This window comes from Serratia sp. AR11 (assembly GCF_056376275.1).
In genome coordinates, this window is record NZ_CM150739.1 from 255,889 (window position 1) to 274,739 (window position 18,851).

General features: G+C 53.8%; 11 protein-coding genes, 1 tRNA gene and 3 rRNA genes. 12 read left to right on the top strand and 3 right to left on the bottom strand.

All coding sequences use genetic code 11. The features are described 5' to 3' along the window. Positions 1-23 precede the first annotated feature (23 nt). A complete protein-coding gene (rfaH, locus tag ACSOSI_RS01180) occupies positions 24-512 on the bottom strand; it encodes a transcription/translation regulatory transformer protein RfaH (protein WP_012004725.1) in 489 nt (162 codons plus the stop codon). A 244-nt stretch (positions 513-756) separates the two neighbouring features. Between rfaH and pepE the strand changes: the two genes are divergently transcribed. The 3 genes from pepE (at position 757) to fre (ending at position 3,819) form a co-directional block, all read left to right on the top strand. Continuing rightward, positions 757-1,482: a dipeptidase PepE gene (pepE, locus tag ACSOSI_RS01185; RefSeq protein ID WP_012004726.1), complete on the top strand. Its 726-nt coding sequence runs from the start codon at positions 757-759 to the stop codon at positions 1,480-1,482. Between the two features lie 88 nt (positions 1,483-1,570). Then, positions 1,571-3,067, top strand: a complete 1,497-nt coding sequence (gene ubiD / locus ACSOSI_RS01190; protein WP_115184902.1) for a 4-hydroxy-3-polyprenylbenzoate decarboxylase — start codon at positions 1,571-1,573, stop codon at positions 3,065-3,067. Between the two features lie 50 nt (positions 3,068-3,117). Beyond that, positions 3,118-3,819 carry an NAD(P)H-flavin reductase gene (gene fre / locus ACSOSI_RS01195; protein ID WP_012004728.1) on the top strand — a complete coding sequence of 234 codons (702 nt, stop codon included), beginning with the start codon at positions 3,118-3,120 and terminating at the stop codon, positions 3,817-3,819. 170 nt (positions 3,820-3,989) lie between these two features. Here fre and fadA read toward each other — a convergent pair whose 3' ends face one another. Together fadA and fadB are read right to left on the bottom strand one after the other, a co-directional pair. Beyond that, complete coding sequence (gene fadA, locus ACSOSI_RS01200; protein ID WP_012004729.1) at positions 3,990-5,153, bottom strand: acetyl-CoA C-acyltransferase FadA; 1,164 nt, start codon at positions 5,151-5,153, stop codon at positions 3,990-3,992. Positions 5,154-5,163: 10 nt separating this feature from the next. Next, a complete protein-coding gene (fadB, locus tag ACSOSI_RS01205; RefSeq protein WP_218218090.1) occupies positions 5,164-7,353 on the bottom strand; it encodes a fatty acid oxidation complex subunit alpha FadB in 2,190 nt (729 codons plus the stop codon). A gap of 233 nt (positions 7,354-7,586) precedes the next feature. On the opposite strand from fadB, the gene ACSOSI_RS01210 reads away from it, so the two are divergent. The 9 genes from ACSOSI_RS01210 (at position 7,587) to rrf (ending at position 18,447) form a co-directional block, all read left to right on the top strand. Next, positions 7,587-8,783 carry an MFS transporter gene (locus ACSOSI_RS01210; RefSeq protein WP_261277790.1) on the top strand — a complete coding sequence of 399 codons (1,197 nt, stop codon included), beginning with the start codon at positions 7,587-7,589 and terminating at the stop codon, positions 8,781-8,783. Between the two features lie 117 nt (positions 8,784-8,900). Beyond that, a complete protein-coding gene (gene pepQ, locus ACSOSI_RS01215) occupies positions 8,901-10,232 on the top strand; it encodes a Xaa-Pro dipeptidase (RefSeq protein ID WP_115183417.1) in 1,332 nt (443 codons plus the stop codon). After that, a complete protein-coding gene (locus ACSOSI_RS01220; protein ID WP_115183416.1) occupies positions 10,232-10,846 on the top strand; it encodes an IMPACT family protein in 615 nt (204 codons plus the stop codon). The genes pepQ and ACSOSI_RS01220 overlap by 1 nt, the downstream gene beginning before the upstream one ends. 34 nt (positions 10,847-10,880) lie before the next feature. Next, positions 10,881-12,332, top strand: coding sequence for a Trk system potassium transporter TrkH (gene trkH / locus ACSOSI_RS01225; protein WP_012004734.1), 1,452 nt, complete (start codon positions 10,881-10,883; stop codon positions 12,330-12,332). Positions 12,333-12,354: 22 nt separating this feature from the next. Then, positions 12,355-12,888: a menaquinone-dependent protoporphyrinogen IX dehydrogenase gene (gene hemG / locus ACSOSI_RS01230; RefSeq protein WP_012004735.1), complete on the top strand. Its 534-nt coding sequence runs from the start codon at positions 12,355-12,357 to the stop codon at positions 12,886-12,888. Between the two features lie 440 nt (positions 12,889-13,328). Further along, positions 13,329-14,871 (top strand): 16S ribosomal RNA (locus ACSOSI_RS01235). Between the two features lie 143 nt (positions 14,872-15,014). Continuing rightward, positions 15,015-15,090: transfer RNA gene (locus ACSOSI_RS01240), tRNA-Glu, on the top strand. Positions 15,091-15,325: 235 nt separating this feature from the next. Continuing rightward, positions 15,326-18,234 (top strand): 23S ribosomal RNA (locus ACSOSI_RS01245). 97 nt (positions 18,235-18,331) lie between these two features. Then, positions 18,332-18,447: ribosomal RNA gene (rrf, locus tag ACSOSI_RS01250) — 5S ribosomal RNA — on the top strand. The 16S, 23S and 5S rRNA genes sit together here with 1 tRNA gene alongside, the layout of an rRNA operon. Positions 18,448-18,851 lie beyond the last annotated feature (404 nt).

The window sequence follows — 18,851 nt, forward strand, 5'->3', positions numbered from 1 at the left end:
GCGCCTTGGGCGCCTTTTTTACATTACAGCTTTTGGAACTGTCGGTTGTCCACGCTTTGGCTGACCTGTTTGTTGATCAGGTTGAGCAACAGCATTGAGCGCGCTTCGCCGTCCGGCTCGGTGTAAATCGCCTGCAGCCCTTCGAACACCCCATCGACGATCAACACACTATCGCCGGGTTGCGGCGTTTCCGGGTCGACATAGGTTTCGCAGGTGTGTGTCTGCAACTCTTCGATTACCTTCTGCGGGATAGTGGTCGGCGTCGAACCAAAGCGCACGAAGTGGCTGACACCACGTGTTGCACTGATGGTGGTGGTATGGATACGCTCCGGATCGAATTCCACAAACAAATAGTTGGGGAACAGAGGCTCGCTGACCGCGATGCGTTTGCCGCGAACGATCTTTTCCAGCGTAATGATCGGGCTAAGGCAGTTCACTTCCTGCCGCTCGAGATGTTCCTGCGCCCGTAAGAGCTGGCCGCGTTTGCAATACAATAGATACCAGGATTCCATAATTTCACATGCCTTTCTGTCAGCCGGTAAGCATATCAAAAGCCATTACGGATACATAGTGATGCAAGTTTCAGCATGTAACAGCCGCTATCTGCATGAATCTTTGGCAATTAGCGAGGGGTCACACACTTATCCGCACGGCTTGGGTATAACAGAGGGCTAAAAATTTGCTACCGTCGCAGTATGCCTTGGGGCGCTGTCGCCTGATGTGACGGTATTCATCGTTTTTGATTGAGGGGGAGAAATGGAGTTATTTCTGTTGAGCAACGGCAAACTGTCCGGTGAGAGTGAACTGCTGGGTTATGCCAAGAGCCATCTGTTGGCGATGATCGCCCGCCGTGGCATTACGTCCGCCGTCTTTATCCCCTATGCCATGATCCGCAGTGATTACGATCAGCGCGCGCAGGAGCTGGCGCAAACTCTGGGCATCAAGGTCACCAGCATTCACCATGCCGAGTCACCGGCGGCGGCGATTGAACAGGCGGAATGTATCCTGGTCAGCGGTGGTAATACCTGGATGCTGAACCAAATGCTGCATGAAAAGGGCCTGATTGTCCCGATCCAGCGGGCTGTTCGTGAACGTAGCGTCCCCTATGTTGGCTGGAGCGCCGGTTGTAACGTGGCTACGCCAAGTATCCGTACCACCAATGATATGCCGGTACGCAACAGCGTAGTGTTGCCGGCGTTGAGCCTGTTCCCGGTGCAGATTAACCCGCATTACATTGACGCCCATATCAGTGGCCACATGGGCGAAACCCGTGATGAGCGCCTGGCGGAATTCTGTGCAGTCAATCCGAGCGAATCTGTGGTGGCGCTGCGCGAGGGCAGTCTGTTGCACGTTGAGGGCAATGACTTGCGTTATTTCAGTGCCAGAGACCAAGGCTTCAAGGTGTTCCGCCACGGCGTAGAGACCCAAGAGTATCAGGATACTCAGGCATTACGCCCGCTGGTGCCGTTCACGTGCCACTGAGTGCCGGTAAGGTCTTTACCGGTGTTTAACAAAAGTGCAGCAACAACCGTGAAGAGGGCTTATAATGCCCTTCTCACTGGCCGTTATAATGATCAGCATGAAATACCGTGACTTACGCGATTTCCTCTCGTTGCTGGAAAAGAGAGGGGAACTAAAACGCATCAGCCAGCCGATTGATCCCTATCTGGAAATGACAGAAATTGCCGATCGTACTTTACGTGCGGGCGGCCCGGCGTTGCTGTTCGAAAACCCGAAAGGGTACGACATGCCGGTGCTGTGCAATCTGTTCGGTACTCCTGGTCGCGTAGCGATGGGGATGGGCCAGGAAGACGTCAGCTCGTTGCGCGAGGTCGGCAAGTTGCTGGCGTTCCTTAAAGAGCCGGAGCCGCCAAAGGGCTTTCGCGATCTGTTCGATAAACTGCCGAAGTTCAAGCAAGTGCTGAACATGCCGACCAAGGTGTTGGGTTCAGCGCCTTGTCAGGAGCAGGTATGGCAGGGGGATGACGTCGATCTCAGCCGTATCCCGGTGATGCACTGCTGGCCGGAAGACGCCGCACCCTTGATCACCTGGGGCCTGACCGTGACCCGCGGGCCGCAAAAAGAGCGGCAGAACCTGGGTATTTATCGCCAACAGGTGCTGAGCAAGAATAAAGTCATCATGCGTTGGCTGTCGCACCGCGGCGGCGCGCTGGATTACCAGGAATGGTGCCAGGCGCATCCCGGTGAGCGTTTCCCGGTTGCGGTTGCGCTGGGCGCAGACCCCGCCACCATTCTCGGCGCGGTCACGCCAGTGCCAGATACCCTGTCTGAATATGCCTTTGCCGGGCTGCTGCGCGGCAACAAAACCGAAGTGGTCAAGTGTATTTCCTGCGACCTGGAAGTGCCCGCCAGTGCGGAAATCGTATTGGAAGGCTATATCGAGCCGGGTGAAATGGCGCCTGAAGGCCCGTATGGCGATCACACCGGTTACTACAACGAAATTGACCACTTCCCGGTATTCACCATCACCCACATCACCCAGCGTCGTGATGCCATTTATCACTCGACCTATACCGGCCGTCCGCCGGATGAGCCGGCGGTGTTGGGCGTGGCGCTGAATGAAGTCTTCGTTCCTATCCTGCAAAAGCAGTTCCCGGAAATTGTCGATTTCTATCTGCCGCCTGAGGGTTGCTCATATCGCCTGGCAGTGGTGACTATCAAGAAACAGTATGCCGGTCATGCCAAGCGCGTAATGATGGGGGTCTGGTCATTCCTGCGTCAGTTTATGTACACCAAGTTTGTGATCGTCTGCGATGATGACGTCAACGCACGCGACTGGAATGATGTGATTTGGGCGATCACCACCCGAATGGATCCGGCAAGGGATACCGTTTTGGTGGAGAATACGCCGATCGATTATTTGGACTTCGCCTCACCGGTTTCCGGTTTGGGATCGAAGATGGGGCTGGATGCCACCAATAAATGGCCGGGTGAAACCCAGCGCGAATGGGGCCGTCCGATTCAGATGGATGAAAAGGTGCGTGCGCGCGTCGATGAAATCTGGGATGAGCTCGCAATTTTCAGTGACAGAGAACCGACGCTTTAGCGCCAGGCTTTGTTCTCAGTTTTGCATTGATGACCCGACAGAGGGAACGCATGACAATATTGAGCTGTAAAGTGACCTCCGTAGAGGCCATTACCGATACGGTTTATCGGGTACGCTTGGTGCCTGAGGCACCGTTTTCTTTCAAGGCAGGACAGTATCTGATGGTGGTGATGGATGAGCGCGACAAGCGTCCGTTCTCACTGGCCTCCATTCCGTCAGACCAGGATTACATTGAGCTGCATATTGGCGCTTCGGAACTGAATCTGTACGCCATGGCGGTAATGGATCGCATTCTGAAAGAGCAGGCGATTACCGTTGATATCCCGCACGGTGACGCCTGGCTACGTGAAGAAGGCAGCCGTCCGCTGGTGTTGATCGCCGGCGGTACTGGTTTCTCCTACGCGCGCTCGATTCTGTTGGCCGCGCTGGAGCAGCAGCCGGAACGCGATATTTCCATCTACTGGGGCGGACGCGAACTGAAGCACCTGTATGACTTGAGCGAGCTGGAAGCGCTGTCGTTGCGGCATCCTAATCTGAAAGTCATTCCGGTGGTTGAACAGCCGGAAGAGGAGTGGCGCGGCCGCAGCGGCACAGTGCTCAGCGCGGTGCTGCAGGACTTCGGCACGCTGGCAGAGCACGACATTTATATTGCCGGCCGCTTCGAGATGGCCAAAATCGCTCGCGAACGTTTCTGCGCCGAACGTGGCGCGCTGGAAGCGCATATGTTTGGCGACGCCTTCTCGTTTATCTGAGGCGCGAAGCAGTAGCAAACGGGGTGGCCAATGGCTGCCCCTTTTTATTGGGGCGTCAGTAGAATTCAGGCATAAAAAAACCCGCCCCTGACAGGCGGGAAGTACGGCAACTAAACTTGGTGGAATGCTGCGGTTTGAAGTGTTGACGCAGTCATCCCTAATAGACACAGCTAAACGCGTTCAAAAACGGTAGCAATCCCCTGACCCAAACCGATACACATGGTCGCCAAACCAAACTGTACGTCGCGGCGTTCCATATTGTTCAGCAGGGTAGTCGAGATACGTGAGCCCGAGCAGCCTAATGGGTGGCCCAGAGCAATGGCGCCGCCGTTCAGGTTGATTTTGTCGTCGATGCTGTCCAGCAGTCCCAAATCCTTGATGCACGGCAGTGACTGGGCGGCAAAGGCTTCATTCAGTTCAAACAGGTCGATGTCCTGTACGCTCAGGCCGGCACGTTTGAGCGCCAACTTGCTGGCAGGCACAGGGCCGTAACCCATGATGGAAGGGTCACAACCGACAACGGCCATTGAACGAATGCGGGCACGGGCTTTCAGGCCAAGCGCTTTGGCACGTGATTCACTCATCAACAGCATGGCAGAGGCACCGTCGGACAATGCCGAAGAAGTCCCGGCGGTCACGGTACCGTTGACCGGATCGAAGGCCGGACGCAGCGCTGCCAGGCTGGCAACGGTGGTTTCCGGGCGGATGACCTCGTCGAAGTCATAGCGGGTCAGCACACCGTCGGCGTCGTGGCCGGTGGTTGGGATGATTTCATTCTTGAAATAGCCGGCCAGGGTGGCGGCATGTGCGCGTTGGTGCGAGCGTGCTGCGAACTCATCCTGCATCTGGCGGCTGATATTGTGCATCTTGGCCAGCATCTCGGCGGTCAGCCCCATCATTCCGGCGGCTTTTGCCACGCTGCGACTCAGACCCGGGTGGAAATCCACACCGTGATTCATCGGTACGTGGCCCATATGTTCTACGCCACCAATCAGGCTGACGTGTGCATCGCCGACCATAATGGCGCGTGCGGCATCGTGCAGTGCCTGCATGGAGGAGCCGCACAGCCGGTTGACGGTGACCGCCGGAACACTATGCGGGATTTCGGCCAGCAGCGAAGCGTTACGGGCAATGTTAAAGCCCTGCTCCAGTGTCTGCTGCACGCAACCCCAATAAATGTCGTCAATTTCGGCGGCATCCAGCGACGGATTACGGCTCAGTACGGCGCGCATCAGGTGAGCGGAAAGATCTTCAGCACGTACCTGGCGGAAGGCGCCGCCCTTGGAGCGGCCCATCGGCGTGCGTACGGCATCAACAATAACTACGTTTTCCATCTTTATGACCTCATGCCGGTTGGCCAGTGGAGACATCGGACAGCGGCGCTGCCACCGGGTAGTAGCTTTCATTATGTTCAGCTTTGGCGCGCAGGCCGGCAGGCACCTGATACAAAGCGCCGAGATGCGCATAACGCTGGGCCAGTTCGACATAATTGGCGGTACCAAGCGTATCCAGGTAACGGAACGCCCCGCCGTGGAACGGAGGGAAACCGATGCCGTAGACCAGCGCCATATCGGCTTCGGCCGGGCTGGCAATAATGTTTTCTTCCAGACAGCGCACCACTTCGTTAATCATCGGGATCATCATGCGGGCGATAATTTCTTCGTCGCTGATGGTCTGACGCGGTTGGCTGACTTCGGCCAGCAGCACATCGGTCTGCTCATCGTTGTCTTTACGCGGCTTGCCTTTGTTGTCCTGGCTGTAACGATAGAAGCCCAACTGGTTTTTCTGACCAAAACGCTGGTTATCGAACATCACGTCGATGGCGTCGCGATAATCTTTACCCATGCGTTCAGGGAAACCGGCCGCCATCACCGCCTGGGCGTGGTGCGCGGTATCAATCCCCACTACGTCGAGCAGATAAGCCGGGCCCATTGGCCAGCCAAACTGTTTTTCCATCACTTTGTCGATCTGGCGGAAGTCCGCACCGTCGCGCAGCAACATGCTGAAACCGGCAAAATACGGGAACAGTACACGGTTGACGAAGAACCCTGGGCAGTCGTTAACCACAATCGGCGTTTTACCCATGCGGCTGGCATAGGCCACCACGGCGGCGATAGTGCTGTCGCTGGTCTGCTCTCCGCGGATAATTTCCACCAGTGGCATGCGGTGTACCGGATTAAAGAAGTGCATACCGCAGAAGTTCTGTGGGCGCTTCAGCGATTTCGCCAGGTGATTAATCGGAATGGTCGAGGTATTGGACGCCAGTACGGTATTTTCACCGATCAGGCCTTCCACTTCGGACAATACTGCCGCCTTAATCTTTGGATTCTCGACCACGGCTTCGACGATCACCTGCGCGCGTTCGATACCGGCGTAATCCAGCGTCGGTTGAATGGTCGATAGCACCTGGGCCATCTTCATGCCGTCCAGCTTGCCGCGTTCCAACTGCTTGTTCAGCAGTTTGGCGGCTTCATTCATACCGAGAGTCAGGGATTTGTCGCTGATGTCTTTCATGACAACCGGCACGCCTTTCAGCGCGGACTGGTAAGCGATACCGCCACCCATGATACCGGCGCCCAACACTGCCGCCTGCTTCGGTGCTTCGACACCCTTCGCCAGCTTCTTCGCCTGACCTTTCACAAACTGGTCATTGAGGAAGATGCCGACTAGCGCGCGCGCCTCTTTGGAGCGGGCCAATGGCACAAAGCTGGCGGTTTCCAGTTTCAGTGCTTCATCACGGCCCAGCCTGGCGGCGGCCTCAATGGTTTTGACCGCGGTCATCGGCGCCGGATAATGTTTGCCAGCGGTTTGCATCACCATGCCTTTGGCGGTGGTGAAGCTCATGGCCGCTTCGATTGGGCTGAGTTTCAACGGCTCGAGCTTTGGCTGGCGATAGGCGCGCCAGTCCAGCTTGCCCTCAATCGCCTGTTGCAGCATTTTCAGCGCGGCTTCCACCAATTTTTCTGGTGCGACGACCGCATCCACCAGGCCGACTTTCAGTGCATCTTTGGCACTGACGTCCTTACCGGCGGCAATAATTTCCAGTGCGCTGTCGTTACCCAAAAGGCGTGGCAAGCGAACGGAACCGCCGAAGCCCGGCATAATACCCAGTTTGGTTTCCGGCAGGCCGATACGCGCATCCGGGGATGCGACGCGGAAGTCGGTCGCCAGAATACATTCGCAGCCGCCGCCGAGTGCATAGCCGTTAATGGCCGAAATGGTCGGCACCGGCAGATCTTCCAGCCGGTTAAAGATCGCATTGGCGAAGTTCAGCCACTCCTGCAGCTTTTCAGCCGGGGCAGCAAACAGCGAAAGGAATTCGGTGATGTCGGCGCCGACAATAAAGGCGGCCTTGGTAGAACGCAGCAGCAGGCCTTTCAACTCGGTCTGCTTTTCCAGCACCGCGAGCGCTTCGCCCAGGCTGGCAACGGTGCGGGTATCGAGCTTGTTTACCGAGCCTGGGGCATTGAACACCAGCTCGGCGATACCGTTGTCGAGCCAGTGCAGTTGTAATGTTTCGCCTTGGTAGAGCATGTCTATCTCCTGAATCAGCGTTTGATCTGGTATGACCAGATGATGAGGAGTGTGGTTTTTATGTTAACAATATGCAAATAAGAGATTGCATATTTGCTGGTCTGATCACATGACTCTGAGTTAGTGTTTTGATTTAAAACGAAGTTATATTTTATGCTTTATGGTGATTTGTCGGCGTGTAAAAGCACTCATACACTTGCCAGAGCAGAGCGCTGCCCACGCAGAGGTGTGAAATGAGTAAAGCGGTATGTGTAAAACACAGTGGTTTCTGGAGTATTCCCGCCAGAACCATGACGCTGGCTTGTCTGCTGGTGTTTATGGCTCAGATGGCGACGACGGTGTATTTGCCTTCATTACCGACGGTGATGCAGGAACTGGCAATGACGCGCCGCGCCACCGAACTTTCTATATCGATATTCGTGATAGGAGCCGCCTTGCCGGTGTTGTTCTGGGGTGCTGCGGCCGATCGTTTTGGCCGTCGCCTGCCGCTGACATTGTCTCTGGCGTTGTTTATCAGTTGCAGTGCTCTGCTGGCATTTTGCAGTAACGGTACTCAGTTATTAGTGCTGCGGGCACTGCAGGGGGTTGCCGCCGGTGGTGCTGCAATCATCGCGCGCATTATTGTTCGTGATAACTGGAGCGGTGACGAGCTGGCAAGGCGCCTTTCGGTGCTGTCGATAGCCTTTATCGCCGCGTTGGGCGGTGGGCAGTTTATCGGTGGGCTGCTCAGTCAGTATTCGCACTGGCAAATGGGTTTTGTGGTGATGGGGCTGACCGGGCTGGCGATATGGTTACTGATGCTGACGTTGCCACTGGAAGCGGGCCGCGGAGCAGGCAGGCGCCCGGCCATGGCGGCAACCTATTGGCACATTCTGCGTCGTCCGGGGTTCTTCTGGCCGGCCATTGTCGGTGGATTGGGGTTTGCTACCACCGTCACTCTGCAGGAAGTGAGTCCGTTTATCATGCAGCAGGGGTTTGGCCTGAACGTTACCGCCTTTGGGGCTCTGGGGCTGGTGATCGGCGTGGCTTACTTTACTGGAGCAATGGCGGTAAACCGGACGGTTGCGCGCTTTGGCGGTAAGCGGCTGATGCAGGCGGGGACGAGTATCGTTGCCGTTGCCACTGCTGCGATAATGGTGCTGTGGTGGAGCGGTGTACTGGTGGGGCTTTCCGGTATGACAGTCTTCATCGCTTTGTATTGTTTGACGATTTTTGGCCAGGCGGTGTTGTTTCCCAATAGCATGGCGATGGCGGTCAGCGATGTTAAACAGCAGGGCGCCTACGCCATGGCGTTATGTGGCTTTCTGCAACAGTGTCTGGCAGGCATAGCTGCAGCCGGTGCGGTTCTACTCGAACATCATGGCCTGTGGGCGGCTGCTATCGCGTTGCTTGGTCTGATCGCTTGGTTAATTGTTAAGCTAAGGATGTAACGGCGTTTACAGCGATTTGCGAACCGCTCCGCATGCCAGAGCTGATGGGGTTGGTGCACCTGAACGGTGTGCTAAGATGACTCATTCCGTTCTAATGGTATGTATAAGGGTATTGTGATGGAAACGCTGGCTTCTTTGTATAACGACCACCTGGCAGAACTGCAAAAACGGGCGCGTGAAGTGTTAACGCGCAACAAACTGGATGCGTTGTTGATTCACTCTGGGGAACTGCAACGGATATTCCAGGACGACCGTAGTTACCCGTTCAAAGTGAACGCGCACTTTAAGGCCTGGGTGCCGGTTACCTCGGTGCCAAACTGCTGGCTGTGGGTGGATGGCGTTAACAAACCGAAGCTGTGGTTCTATTCGCCGGTCGATTACTGGCATAGCGTTGAGCCACTGCCGGAGAGTTTCTGGACCAGGTCCGTTGAACTGATGCCGCTGGCCAATGCTGATGATATCGCGCAGCAGCTTCCTGCCCAGCGTGAGCGTGTAGGCTATATCGGTTATGCGCAGCAACGTGCCCGCGATCTCGGTATCCTGGCAGAAAACGTCAACCCGAAAGCGGTATTGAATTACCTCGATTTCCATCGCTCAATCAAAACGGGCTACGAGCTGGCCTGCATGCGCGAAGCGCAGAAAACCGCTGTTATGGGCCACCGTGCCGCTCATGAGGCCTTCCTGTCCGGCATGAGTGAGTTTGATATCAACCAGGCTTACCTCACCGCCACGGGGCATCGCGACACCGATGTACCTTATGACAACATTGTTGCGCTGAATGAGCATGCTTCGGTGCTGCATTACACCACGCTGGATCATCAGCCTCCGTCCGAAATGCTAAGCTTCCTGCTTGACGCCGGTGCCGAATATAACGGTTACGCCGCCGACCTGACTCGCACCTATGCTGGCCAGAGCGGCAGTGATTTCGCGCAGCTGATAAAAGATCTTAACGGTGAACAACTGGCACTGATGGATACCATCAAAGCCGGTGTGCGTTACACCGATTACCATGTGCAAATGCATCAACGCGTCGCCAAATTGCTCAAGAGTCACAAGCTGGTGACCGGCATCAGTGAAGAGGCCATGGTTGAGCAGGGGCTGACCACGCCATTCCTGCCACACGGTCTGGGCCATCCGCTAGGTTTGCAGGTGCATGACTCTGCCGGCTTTATGCAAGATGAACAGGGCACCCATCTGGCCGCCCCTTCCAAATACCCTTACCTGCGCTGCACCCGCGTGTTGCAACCTGGCATGGTGTTAACCATTGAGCCCGGCATGTATTTTATTGATTCCTTGTTGGCGCCATGGCGCAGCGGCGAATTCAGTCAACATTTTGCCTGGGATCGCATCGATGCGCTGAAACCTTATGGTGGTATACGTATTGAAGACAATATCGTGATCCACGAAAAGCGTATCGAGAACATGACGCGCGATCTGAACCTGGCCTGATGCAGCCTTACCCGATCCCGGCAGGCCCCGTCAGTGTCAGCGAAGAAATAAAGAAGAGCCGTTTTATCACCCTGCTGGCACCGACCAGTGGGGTTGATATTGCAAAGGCGTTTATTCAGCAGGTTCGTGATGAACACCCTGCGGCCAGGCACCATTGCTGGGCATTTGTCGCAGGATCACCGACTGACTCACAACAGTTGGGCTTTTCCGACGACGGCGAACCTTCCGGCACGGCCGGTAAACCCATTCTGGCACAACTGATGGGCAGTGGAATCGGCGAAATCACCGCCGTGGTAGTGCGTTACTACGGCGGTATCAAGTTGGGCACCGGTGGTTTGGTGAGAGCCTACGGCAGTGGCGTGCAGCAGGCATTAAAGCAATTGGCCGTGAGCTACAAAATCCCGCAGGCCGAATATACTTTGCAATGTGACTATGCTCAGTTGGCATTGGTAGAGAATTTATTGCAGCAAACTGAAGGGCGGATAGTGCAGGGGGAATATGGTGCTTCCGTCATGCTGCATTTGGCTTTACCGGTCACCGGCGTTGAAGCGTTTGGGAATAAATTACGTGATCTTAGTCGCGGTAATTTGCAATTAACCCCCATTTCGCAATAATTCCCCCAACTGAATTGCTAAGGATCGTGCTGAAATGCATTTTCGCGCTATAACCCGTATCGTTGGTTTGCTGGTCATCCTGTTCTCCGGGACGATGTTTATTCCTGGTCTGGTGGCATTGATATACCGCGATGGGGCGGGGCGGGCATTCAGCCAGACCTTCTTTGTGGCGGTAACCATCGGCCTGATGCTGTGGTGGCCTAACCGTAAACAAAAGCATGAGCTGAAGCCGCGAGAAGGTTTTCTGATTGTGGTGCTGTTCTGGACGGTGCTGGGCAGCGTCGGGGCATTACCGTTTTTATTTTCGGAGCGGCCTAATCTTTCGTTGACCGATGCCTTCTTCGAATCGTTTTCCGGTTTAACCACCACCGGGGCTACCACGCTGGTGGGGCTGGACTCACTACCCAAAGCGATTTTGTTCTATCGGCAGATGCTGCAATGGATGGGCGGGATGGGGATCATTGTGTTGGCAGTGGCGATACTGCCGATCCTCGGCGTCGGCGGCATGCAGCTGTACCGCGCAGAAATGCCTGGTCCGCTGAAAGATAACAAAATGCGCCCACGCATTGCCGAAACGGCCAAAACCCTGTGGCTGATTTACGTTCTGTTGACTATTGCCTGTGCGCTGGCACTTTGGGGCGCTGGCATGTCGGTGTTTGACGCCATCGGCCACAGTTTCTCAACCATCGCTATTGGCGGTTTCTCCACCCACGACGCTAGCATCGGTTATTACGCCAGTCCGACCATCAACACTATCATTGCTATTTTCCTGCTGATCTCCGGTTGTAACTACGGCTTGCACTTCGCCTTGTTGAGCGGCCGCAGCCTGAAAGTTTACTGGCGTGATCCTGAGTTTCGCATGTTCATTGCCGTGCAGTTGACGCTGGTGGTGGTGTGTACTGCCGTGCTGTGGGGGCATGGTGTCTACAAAACCGGAATGGAAACGGTCAATCAGGCGTTCTTCCAGGTGGTGTCGATGGCGACAACGGCGGGCTTTACCACCGACAGTATTGCCAAATGGCCGTTATTCCTGCCGATGCTGTTGCTGTGTTCTGCATTTATTGGTGGCTGTGCCGGCTCGACCGGTGGCGGCTTGAAGGTGATTCGCATTCTGCTGCTGTATTTACAGGGCTCGCGTGAGCTAAAAAGGCTGGTGCACCCCAATGCGGTTTACACTATCAAGTTGGGTAACCGCGCGCTGCCGGAACGTATCCTGGAGGCGGTATGGGGGTTCTTCTCTGCTTATGCGCTGGTGTTTATCGTCAGCATGCTGGCAATTATCGCCACCGGCGTTGATGATTTCTCTGCCTTTGCTGCCGTAACGGCGACGCTGAACAACCTTGGACCAGGGCTGGGAGTGGTTGCGGATAACTTCACTACTATGCCTGCACCGGCGAAGTGGATCCTGGTTCTGACGATGCTGTTCGGGCGCCTTGAGGTCTTTACACTGCTGGTTCTGTTTACGCCGACATTCTGGCGTGAATGATCCTGATAGAAGGAGTAACGCCGTGAAGGCACTGATTCTTTATTCTAGCCGTGATGGGCAAACACGTTCTATTGCTTCTTATATAGCAAACAAATTGCAGGATACGCTGCGCTGTGACGTGATCGATTTACTACAGGCGGATAATGTCGACCTCAGCCAGTATCAGCAGGTGCTGATTGGTGCCTCAATACGCTATGGCCATTTCCATCCGACGCTGGAAAAGTTCGTTAAGCGCCATGCTGAGCAGTTGAACCAGATGCCGAGCGCGTTTTTTAGCGTGAACCTGACCGCGCGTAAGGCAGACAAGCGTTCGCCACAGACCAACGCCTATACCCGCAAGTTCCTGTTGTCCTCTCCCTGGCAGCCCAAACAGTGTGCCGTGTTTGCCGGCGCGCTTCGCTATCCACGTTATCGCTGGTTCGATCGAGTCATGATCCAACTTATTATGCGTATGACGGGGGGCGAAACAGATACCAGTAAAGAAGTGGAGTACACAGACTGGCAGCAGGTGGACCGTTTTGCCCAGGAGTTTGGTCATATTCAGTATGAAAAGTGACGAAAACGCTGACTTGTGCAGCGCTTTGTTGAAATAATCCGCGCTTGAAAAGTTTTTTGCATTTAGGGGTTGCGGCCTTCTGAGAACTCCCTATAATGCGCCTCCACTGACCGGGAACAACGACTCCTCTAACGAGAACCAAGTCGCCCAGTCGGAAAGAGAAAAGCGAAATAAACGCTTGACTCTTCGGGTGAAAAGCGTAATATACGCCACCTCGAGATAGCAAGCTACGGCGGCTAACTCACTGCTCTTTAACAATTTATCAGACAATCTGTGTGGGCACTCCACAAGACGATATCCAGAACCTTCGGGTTCGAAAAAATATCAAGTCTTGAAGAGTGACCAAGCAATAAGTTGTTTTGTTGGCTTGTCCAACTGAATGACTATTACGAAAGTTAATTTTCGAGCATCGCTTCACGAGTTGAAGCAAATCAAGCTTTTAATTGAAGAGTTTGATCATGGCTCAGATTGAACGCTGGCGGCAGGCCTAACACATGCAAGTCGAGCGGTAGCACAGGAGAGCTTGCTCTCTGGGTGACGAGCGGCGGACGGGTGAGTAATGTCTGGGAAACTGCCTGATGGAGGGGGATAACTACTGGAAACGGTAGCTAATACCGCATAACGTCTTCGGACCAAAGTGGGGGACCTTCGGGCCTCACGCCATCAGATGTGCCCAGATGGGATTAGCTAGTAGGTGGGGTAATGGCTCACCTAGGCGACGATCCCTAGCTGGTCTGAGAGGATGACCAGCCACACTGGAACTGAGACACGGTCCAGACTCCTACGGGAGGCAGCAGTGGGGAATATTGCACAATGGGCGCAAGCCTGATGCAGCCATGCCGCGTGTGTGAAGAAGGCCTTCGGGTTGTAAAGCACTTTCAGCGAGGAGGAAGGGTAGTGTGTTAATAGCACATTGCATTGACGTTACTCGCAGAAGAAGCACCGGCTAACTCCGTGCCAGCAGCCGCGGTAATACGGAGGGTGCAAGCGTTAATCGGAATTACTGGGCGTAAAGCGCACGCAGGCGGTTTGTTAAGTCAGATGTGAAATCCCCGCGCTTAACGTGGGAACTGCATTTGAAACTGGCAAGCTAGAGTCTTGTAGAGGGGGGTAGAATTCCAGGTGTAGCGGTGAAATGCGTAGAGATCTGGAGGAATACCGGTGGCGAAGGCGGCCCCCTGGACAAAGACTGACGCTCAGGTGCGAAAGCGTGGGGAGCAAACAGGATTAGATACCCTGGTAGTCCACGCTGTAAACGATGTCGACTTGGAGGTTGTGCCCTTGAGGCGTGGCTTCCGGAGCTAACGCGTTAAGTCGACCGCCTGGGGAGTACGGCCGCAAGGTTAAAACTCAAATGAATTGACGGGGGCCCGCACAAGCGGTGGAGCATGTGGTTTAATTCGATGCAACGCGAAGAACCTTACCTACTCTTGACATCCAGAGAATTTGCTAGAGATAGCTTAGTGCCTTCGGGAACTCTGAGACAGGTGCTGCATGGCTGTCGTCAGCTCGTGTTGTGAAATGTTGGGTTAAGTCCCGCAACGAGCGCAACCCTTATCCTTTGTTGCCAGCACGTAATGGTGGGAACTCAAAGGAGACTGCCGGTGATAAACCGGAGGAAGGTGGGGATGACGTCAAGTCATCATGGCCCTTACGAGTAGGGCTACACACGTGCTACAATGGCGTATACAAAGAGAAGCGAACTCGCGAGAGCCAGCGGACCTCATAAAGTACGTCGTAGTCCGGATCGGAGTCTGCAACTCGACTCCGTGAAGTCGGAATCGCTAGTAATCGTAGATCAGAATGCTACGGTGAATACGTTCCCGGGCCTTGTACACACCGCCCGTCACACCATGGGAGTGGGTTGCAAAAGAAGTAGGTAGCTTAACCTTCGGGAGGGCGCTTACCACTTTGTGATTCATGACTGGGGTGAAGTCGTAACAAGGTAACCGTAGGGGAACCTGCGGTTGGATCACCTCCTTACCTAATGATATTGATTGCGTGAAGTGCTCACACAGATTGTCTGATAGAAAAGTAATGAGCAAAAGCGCTACCTGTTGATGTAATGAGTCTCTGACTCATGCTGATACGAACCGATTAAGACGAGAGTCTGATCGGAATTTCGTGTCCCCATCGTCTAGAGGCCTAGGACACTGCCCTTTCACGGCTGTAACAGGGGTTCGAATCCCCTTGGGGACGCCATTCCGATAATGAGTGAAAGACATTATCACCGGTGCTTGCTGCGCCGAAAACATCTTAAAGATGACTTTAACGAGTCGTGTTTAAGATATTGCTCTTTAACAATCTGGAACAAGCTGAAAATTGAAACATGACAGCTGAAACTTACTCCTCCGTAGATGTACTGGAGTAAGGAGTACCCTGTCATAGAGTCTCTCAAATGTAGCAGCACGAAGGTGGAAACACTTTTGGGTTGTGAGGTTAAGTGACTAAGCGTACACGGTGGATGCCTAGGCAGTCAGAGGCGATGAAGGGCGTGTTAATCTGCGATAAGCGTCGGTAAGGTGATATAAACCGTTATAACCGGCGATACCCGAATGGGGAAACCCAGTGCAATTCGTTGCACTATCATACGATGAATACATAGTCGTATGAGGCGAACCGGGGGAACTGAAACATCTAAGTACCCCGAGGAAAAGAAATCAACCGAGATTCCCCCAGTAGCGGCGAGCGAACGGGGAGGAGCCCAGAACCTGAATCAGTTCTTGTGTTAGTGGAAGCGTCTGGAAAGTCGCACAGTAAAGGGTGATAGTCCCGTACACTAAAATGCATTAATTGTGAGTTCGATGAGTAGGGCGGGACACGTGACATCCTGTCTGAATATGGGGGGACCATCCTCCAAGGCTAAATACTCCTGACTGACCGATAGTGAACCAGTACCGTGAGGGAAAGGCGAAAAGAACCCCGGCGAGGGGAGTGAAATAGAACCTGAAACCGTGTACGTACAAGCAGTGGGAGCCTACTAGTTGGGTGACTGCGTACCTTTTGTATAATGGGTCAGCGACTTATATTTTGTAGCAAGGTTAACCGTATAGGGGAGCCGTAGGGAAACCGAGTCTTAACTGGGCGAATAGTTGCAAGGTATAGACCCGAAACCCGGTGATCTAGCCATGGGCAGGTTGAAGGTTGGGTAACACTAACTGGAGGACCGAACCGACTAATGTTGAAAAATTAGCGGATGACTTGTGGCTGGGGGTGAAAGGCCAATCAAACCGGGAGATAGCTGGTTCTCCCCGAAAGCTATTTAGGTAGCGCCTCGTGAACTCATCTTCGGGGGTAGAGCACTGTTTCGGCTAGGGGGCCATCCCGGCTTACCAAACCGATGCAAACTCCGAATACCGAAGAATGTTATCACGGGAGACACACGGCGGGTGCTAACGTCCGTCGTGAAGAGGGAAACAACCCAGACCGCCAGCTAAGGTCCCAAAGTCATGGTTAAGTGGGAAACGATGTGGGAAGGCATAGACAGCCAGGATGTTGGCTTAGAAGCAGCCATCATTTAAAGAAAGCGTAATAGCTCACTGGTCGAGTCGGCCTGCGCGGAAGATGTAACGGGGCTAAACCATGCACCGAAGCTGCGGCAGCGACGCTTAGGCGTTGTTGGGTAGGGGAGCGTTCTGTAAGCCGTTGAAGGTGGCCTGTGAGGGTTGCTGGAGGTATCAGAAGTGCGAATGCTGACATAAGTAACGATAAAGCGGGTGAAAAACCCGCTCGCCGGAAGACCAAGGGTTCCTGTCCAACGTTAATCGGGGCAGGGTGAGTCGACCCCTAAGGCGAGGCCGAAAGGCGTAGTCGATGGGAAACAGGTTAATATTCCTGTACTCGGTGTTACTGCGAAGGGGGGACGGAGAAGGCTAGGCTAGCCGGGCGACGGTTGTCCCGGTTTAAGCGTGTAGGGGGAGTGACCTGGTAAATCCGGTTGCTTATTCAACCCTGAGGCGTGATGACGATGCACCACGGTGCAGAAGTAGTTGATGCCAAGCTTCCAGGAAAAGCCTCTAAGCATCAGGTAACACAGAATCGTACCCCAAACCGACACAGGTGGTCAGGTAGAGAATACCAAGGCGCTTGAGAGAACTCGGGTGAAGGAACTAGGCAAAATGGTGCCGTAACTTCGGGAGAAGGCACGCTGGCGCGTAGGTGAAGAGACTTGCTCTCGGAGCCGAAGCCAGTCGCAGATACCAGCTGGCTGCAACTGTTTAATAAAAACACAGCACTGTGCAAACACGAAAGTGGACGTATACGGTGTGACGCCTGCCCGGTGCTGGAAGGTTAATTGATGGGGTCAGCCGCAAGGCGAAGCTCTTGATCGAAGCCCCAGTAAACGGCGGCCGTAACTATAACGGTCCTAAGGTAGCGAAATTCCTTGTCGGGTAAGTTCCGACCTGCACGAATGGCGTAATGATGGCCAGGCTGTCTCCACCCGAGACTCAGTGAAATTGAACTCGCTGTGAAGATGCAGTGTACCCGCGGCAAGACGGAAAGACCCCGTGAACCTTTACTATAGCTTGACACTGAACATTGAGCCTTGATGTGTAGGATAGGTGGGAGGCTTTGAAGCGTGGACGCCAGTCTGCGTGGAGCCAACCTTGAAATACCACCCTTTAATGTTTGATGTTCTAACTCGGCCCCGTGATCCGGGGTGAGGACAGTGTCTGGTGGGTAGTTTGACTGGGGCGGTCTCCTCCCAAAGAGTAACGGAGGAGCACGAAGGTTAGCTAATCACGGTCGGACATCGTGAGGTTAGTGCAAAGGCATAAGCTAGCTTGACTGCGAGAGTGACGGCTCGAGCAGGTACGAAAGTAGGTCTTAGTGATCCGGTGGTTCTGAATGGAAGGGCCATCGCTCAACGGATAAAAGGTACTCCGGGGATAACAGGCTGATACCGCCCAAGAGTTCATATCGACGGCGGTGTTTGGCACCTCGATGTCGGCTCATCACATCCTGGGGCTGAAGTAGGTCCCAAGGGTATGGCTGTTCGCCATTTAAAGTGGTACGCGAGCTGGGTTTAGAACGTCGTGAGACAGTTCGGTCCCTATCTGCCGTGGGCGTTGGAAGATTGAGAGGGGTTGCTCCTAGTACGAGAGGACCGGAGTGAACGCACCACTGGTGTTCGGGTTGTCATGCCAATGGCATTGCCCGGTAGCTAAGTGCGGAAAAGATAAGCGCTGAAAGCATCTAAGCGCGAAACTTGCCTCGAGATGAGTCTTCCCTGGGAACTTGATTCCCCTGAAGGAACGTTTAAGACTAAGACGTTGATAGGCTGGGTGTGTAAGTGCAGCGATGCATTGAGCTAACCAGTACTAATGATCCGTGAGACTTAACCTTACAACACCAAAAGTGTTTTGATTTGAGAGATTTTCAGCGCGTTCCGAGATTGGTTCTGGTGGTCATGAGAATGACGGCTGGAATGAAACAGAATTTGCCTGGCGGCAATAGCGCGGTGGTCCCACCTGATCCCATGCCGAACTCAGAAGTGAAACGCCGTAGCGCCGATGGTAGTGTGGGGTCTCCCCATGCGAGAGTAGGACACTGCCAGGCATCAATTAAGCCAAGAGGCCATCCGCAAGGATGGCCTTTTTGCTGTGTGCGAAAGACAAAAACAGACGCAGCTACGCTGCGCCTTGAAGCAGACTCCACATCACAATATCCTCCGAATAAAAGCCAACTGGCTATCTTTAATATATAAATATCAACAATGTTTAAAAATGATAAATAACTTCAAATATATATAATCCAATTTAGGAGGAGTGTTTGAATTTGTGCTAATAAGACTCAGTTATGAGGAAATGCCGTTATTAATCATTTTGGTTTCTATCTAAAACTTATTACTTAATTCATTTATATAGAAAATACCTTATAAAACAATCGAAAGCATTCCCCCAATGGATGTTCTCCAGATAAAAAACCTATCGATGAAAACAAATATTAGCCTAGCGTGCCGA